General features: G+C 38.0%; 5 protein-coding genes. 1 reads left to right on the top strand and 4 read right to left on the bottom strand.

Annotated elements, in window-relative coordinates; genetic code table 11:
- Positions 1-308 precede the first annotated feature (308 nt).
- Both CDZ78_RS14245 and dnaA read right to left on the bottom strand, forming a co-directional pair.
- Positions 309-869, bottom strand: a complete 561-nt coding sequence (locus CDZ78_RS14245; RefSeq protein WP_087870606.1) for a sugar transferase — start codon at positions 867-869, stop codon at positions 309-311.
- A 125-nt stretch (positions 870-994) separates the two neighbouring features.
- On the bottom strand, positions 995-2338 hold the full coding sequence (gene dnaA, locus CDZ78_RS14240; protein WP_087870605.1) for a chromosomal replication initiator protein DnaA: 1344 nt from the start codon (positions 2336-2338) through the stop codon (positions 995-997).
- Positions 2339-2474: 136 nt separating this feature from the next.
- Between dnaA and CDZ78_RS14235 the strand changes: the two genes are divergently transcribed.
- A complete protein-coding gene (locus tag CDZ78_RS14235; RefSeq protein ID WP_087870604.1) occupies positions 2475-3302 on the top strand; it encodes an SDR family oxidoreductase in 828 nt (275 codons plus the stop codon).
- 73 nt (positions 3303-3375) lie between these two features.
- On the opposite strand, the gene CDZ78_RS14230 is transcribed toward CDZ78_RS14235, so the two are convergent.
- On the bottom strand, positions 3376-3909 hold the full coding sequence (locus tag CDZ78_RS14230) for a DUF4136 domain-containing protein (protein ID WP_087870603.1): 534 nt from the start codon (positions 3907-3909) through the stop codon (positions 3376-3378).
- Positions 3910-4013: 104 nt separating this feature from the next.
- Positions 4014-5093, bottom strand: coding sequence for an AI-2E family transporter (locus tag CDZ78_RS14225; RefSeq protein ID WP_087870602.1), 1080 nt, complete (start codon positions 5091-5093; stop codon positions 4014-4016).
- Between the last annotated feature and the right edge of the window lie 63 nt (positions 5094-5156).

Here is a 5156-nt window from a genome sequence, read left to right as displayed (position 1 = left end):
ACTGAAGTTTCCCAATAATTATTTATGGTAAAATTGAAACTATGCTACAACTATATGAAAAAAATAGTCTTTTCATTCATTTCAAATGCTATTGCCTAAGGGGAATTAAGTAGGGGTTTGCTATAAACATGGCAAAACCACCTAAAATAAACCTCGATACACCAGCATTGTGTATTTCAGCTACTCAATAATTGGGAAACTTCAGTTTATAAATAATCTACTACCGAGGTTAAGAAAAATAAAAATAGGACCTTTTCCTTTGCTAGCCAAGAAAATTATCAGCATATTCAGGAGTAAAGAAAATGTACTTAATGCTTTACCCCATGCCTAGTTATTACCCTGAATAGGGTTAGCCATAAAATATGCAAGTCTCCGGTAAAAGACTGATTATGCAGATATTCTGCATCTAGCTTTACTTTTTGAGGGATAGGTAATTCATCACGGCCATTTATTTGTGCCCAGCCTGTTAAGCCTGGAATTAAATGGTGAATTTCCTGTTCAGTACGTAATGCAATCAGGTCATCCTGATTAAATAAGGCTGGCCGTGGACCGACAAAACTCATTTCTCCTTTTAGTATATTCCACAGTTGCGGTAATTCATCCAGGCTAGTTTTACGCAGAAAATTACCTATGGGTGTTAATACACTTTGAGAGTCTGCTAATAAATGCGTAGCAACTTCCGGAGTATCAATTTTCATACTTCTAAATTTAGGCATTGTAAATAAGTGATTATTTAACCCTACCCGATCCGACCAGTATAAAACAGGTCCGGATGAAGTAAATTTAACAAGTAATGAGACTATTAGAATTGGAGCACTAAAAACTCCTAATAAAAATATAGCTAAGATAATGTCAAATACTCTTTTCATTGTTCCTTGCTTAATAATTAATTACGGCGTGCTGCTGTCTTTGAAGATATGAAAAGCCGGAGTATAAAACTTTAGCTTTTTCTAGTAAAAGTAAGAGTAAGCTATTGAATTCATTTGTATTCGATTTAATGCGATAAAGTGCGTAATAAATTCGCGTAATCCTCTTCAACTTTATAATCGCTAGTGCGTAATGCCTTGATTCGTTTACAGGCATTAATAACGGTCGTATGGTCACGGCCACTAAAGGCATCACCAATTTCTGGTAAGCTATGGCTAGTTAATTCTCTTGCTAGGGACATCGCGATTTGTCGAGGGCGTGTAACTGATTGTTTACGGCTTTTAGATAATAAATCGGCTATTCTGATTTTGAAGTAGTCGGCGACCGTTTTTTGAATATTGTCTATGCTCACCAGTTTATCTTGCAGGGATATTAAATCGTGTAATGCCTCTTTGGCAAAATCAATAGTAATATCTGCGCCAGTAAATTGAGCGTTAGCTAGAACACGGCGTAATGCTCCTTCCAGATCTCGTACATTAGATGGGATACGTTTACCGATAAAAAAAGCAACCTCGTGATCGAGTTCAACATTATTTTGCTGGGCTTTATTCATTAAAATTGCCGCGCGTGTTTCCAGATCAGGTGGCTCGACAGCAACGGGTAGACCCCAGCCGAAACGTGATTTTAAACGATCTTCAAGACCTTCAATTTCTTTAGGGTATTTATCACAAGTTAAAACAACCTGGTTTTTCTTTTCTAATAAGGAGTTAAAGGTATGAAAAAACTCTTCCTGAGAACGTTCTTTTCCCGCAAAAAACTGGATATCATCGACAAATAAAGCGTCAACATTACGGTAATAATCTTTAAAAGCATTGATGCTGTTTTGCTGGAAAGCTTTAACCATGTCCTGAACAAACTTTTCAGAATGCAAATAAACAATATTGGCATTTGGGTTTTTTGCTAGAATTGCATTGCCGATAGCATGCATTAAGTGAGTTTTCCCCAAGCCAGAAGCGCCATATATTAGCAGTGGGTTATAGGCTTTCCCAATGTTTTCAGAGACTTGTATTGATGCAGCTTTTGCTAGTTGATTCGATTTACCTTCAACAAAATTTTCAAAGGTAAAAGCAGTATTGATAAAGGTTGGTGTCTTTTTCTTCTTCTTTTGAGGTTCATTTGCTGGCGTACCAGCAAAAATCCTGTTTTGGTTTGCTGTAATGGCTGGTTTTACATTTCTAGTGCCTATCTCCATTTTTACTGTGTATTGACCACTGGAGAACTCATAGACAGCATCTTCAATTTTGCCTAAAAATTGCTCTTTTACATGGGCAATAATAAATTGGTTAGGAGCCAGAAGCTTAATAACATCATTTTCTTCTTGCGCTTGTAATGGTCTAATCCAGGTGTTTAAATCATTTGTGGAGATTTCATTTTCAAGGCGGGACAGGCAGGAATTCCAGATAGAGCTCATTAAATGGGGTCGCAAGATAAGTAAACAGCACGTATAGGCCGCTGTTAGAAATAAGAAAAAACAGGATCTGAAGTGTACTTCAGTTGACATAAATCATAGCATAAAAGCATACTTCCCTCTTTAAATAATACCCAAAATGAATACACAAACAATATTAATTACTGGTTGCTCGACAGGAATAGGTTATCGAACGGCTGTGCTTTTAAAGCAACGCGGATATCGCGTTATTGCGTCTGCCAGAAAAGCTGAAGATGTTACGCGCCTGAGTGAGGAGGGCTTTGAGGTAGTGCAACTGGACTTAGCTGATAGTGATAGCATCCAGAGCGCAGTAAAAAAAGTGGCTACAATGACGGATGGTAAAATTGATGGATTGTTTAATAATGGTGCATTTGGGCAGCCAGGGGCAGTGGAAGATCTAAGCAGGGATGTTTTGCGTGAGCAATTTGAAACCAATTTTTTTGGTACTCATGAATTAACCAATTTAATTATCCCTTTAATGCGTGAGCAAGGAAAAGGACGAATTATTTACAATAGTTCAGTGTTAGGTTTTATCGCGATGACTTATCGGGGTGCTTATAATGCCAGTAAATTTGCTTTGGAAGGGCTGGTAGATACTTTACGCCTGGAATTATACGGTACTAATATCCATCTTTCATTAATTGAGCCGGGGCCGATTAGTAGTGATTTCAGGAAAAATGCTTTTGCTTTATATCAGAAAAATATAGATCCGGCGCATAGCCCGCACAAAGAAATCTACCAAACGATGGAAGTCCGCCTACAAAAAAAAGGCCCTGCTGTTCCGTTTACCTTACCGCCTGATGCAGTAGTTCAGAAGGTGATTCATGCAATGGAGTCGAAGCGTCCTAAAATTCGTTATTACGTGACTTTTCCAACTTATTTGTTTGGCTATTTAAAAAGGATTTTACCAGCGGGACTACTCGATTACCTGGCCCGTAAAGTTTAGTGATGAAGAAGCCCTGTCGTTAGGGAAAGGCTACTGGATGATTATGAGTGTGAATTAATCATAGGGTATTTTCTTAAAACCAGGATTTTTTATCCAAAGCTTTGAACATTTCAGTAATGGTATAGTCAAGTCGCTTACGTACTAATTCGGCATCTATATTTTCCTGTATCTCAGCATCTGCTTTACTGATCCAGATAATATTTTTACTCGCGACATCAATTAACATTACCATTAAAGTAGCATCAGGTTTGTTAATTAAAATACCTTGCTTGCTCTTAGGGGCTTTTACTAACTTTAATGCCTGCATATTTACATTAATCTTGAATGAGACGGCTAATTCAGGGCTAGTGGTATTATAGTGCACCCCACGTTTATCTAATTCACGATCAATAAGTAGTCTAATATCATTGCTAATATCAAAACCTGGTGGTTGCCACTCTCCACTTGGATCGTTCAAGCTAGTAATAATATTTAGCCAGTTATAATTTTGATAGAGACTAATATCAGCGTTAATTCCCACTTCAGTGCTGACTTTAATATCTTTGGCATAAGGTGCGCATCCAGCCAATAAGAATAATAGGCTGATAGCTAGTAATCTTTGTATCATGAAAGCTCGTCCCTTATAGAATATAGTGTGTACTCTGCGTAGGAGCGGTCTTTAGACGCGAATTTCGTGTATAGGCTTCGCGGCTAAAGACCGCTCCTATAAACTTACGCTTGTTGAGTATCTGTATCCAGCCATGCCATAAAATGTTCATAACCTAATGCAAGTGCAATAGCACCAACAAATAAACCCAGAATACCAAACCATATCATGCCACCAATGGCTCCCAGCAGGATAACTAGTGTTGGGGTATCTATTCCTCTACCAAGAAGCAAAGGCTTCAGTAAGCCATCACTCATGCTGACAATAATACTCCATATTGAAAATATGATGGCTGGTGTTGTGTCAGCGACAGAGAAAACATACACGATAGCAGGAAGAAGTATTAAAAGTGGTGGTAATTGTGCTACAGCAAGAATAAGAATAAATACTGTCCAGAGACCCCAGCCAGGTATATCCATAACATACATACCAGCACCACCGAGAATAGCCTGAATAAGAGCAACTCCCAGTACGCCTTGTGCAACGCTACGAATGGTTGCGACTGCCAGGTTGGTATAATGTAAACCCTGGTCCTTATCTCTCAGTCGCGAAACAATTTTTATAGTGACAGCATAAGTACTTTTGTTATTGGCCAAAAATACACCAGAGATAATTATTGAAACAATAAACTGTAAAATACCGCCACTTACACCAGCAACAGCAGAGATAAAAGCTTCACCTAATTCCTTAACTTGAGTTCTATTTTGTTTTAATGTTTCTTCAAGATTATTCGAGGCTTGACTCCAGAGCGCGTAAACTTCATCACCAACCAATGGCCATTCATTAACACTTTGAGCTGGGGGAGGAACAGTCAAAGTGCCTTCATGAAATCCTTTTGCCAGAGTTGAGGTCGTTTCTACAAGTGAGCCAGTAATCATGATTGACGGCCCAATTAATAGGCTTAATGCAAATAGTGTGTAGAGTATAGCAGCTAGTTTAAAACGACCACCAAGAGCGAGACTTAACTTGTTATAAAGTGGAAAAATAGCTACTGCAATAATGATACCCCAGACGACCATAATTATAAAAGGCTTAATAATCTGGAAGCACAGGGCAGTAATTAAAAATATAAATGCGAGTCGTAAGGCGATATCAATCACTTTATTAGTAAGTATTTTCTGTTCCTGTTCTTTAGTTAAATTCATTAGTTTATCTCTACATTAGTATCTGAAGTTTCCCAATTATTGAGTAGCTGAAATACACAATGC

Source organism: Bathymodiolus platifrons methanotrophic gill symbiont (genome assembly GCF_002189065.1).
Taxonomy (GTDB): domain Bacteria; phylum Pseudomonadota; class Gammaproteobacteria; order Methylococcales; family Methylomonadaceae; genus Methyloprofundus.
The sequence above is the reverse complement of the archived record's forward strand: the minus strand, read 5'-3'. Positions and strand labels throughout refer to the sequence as shown.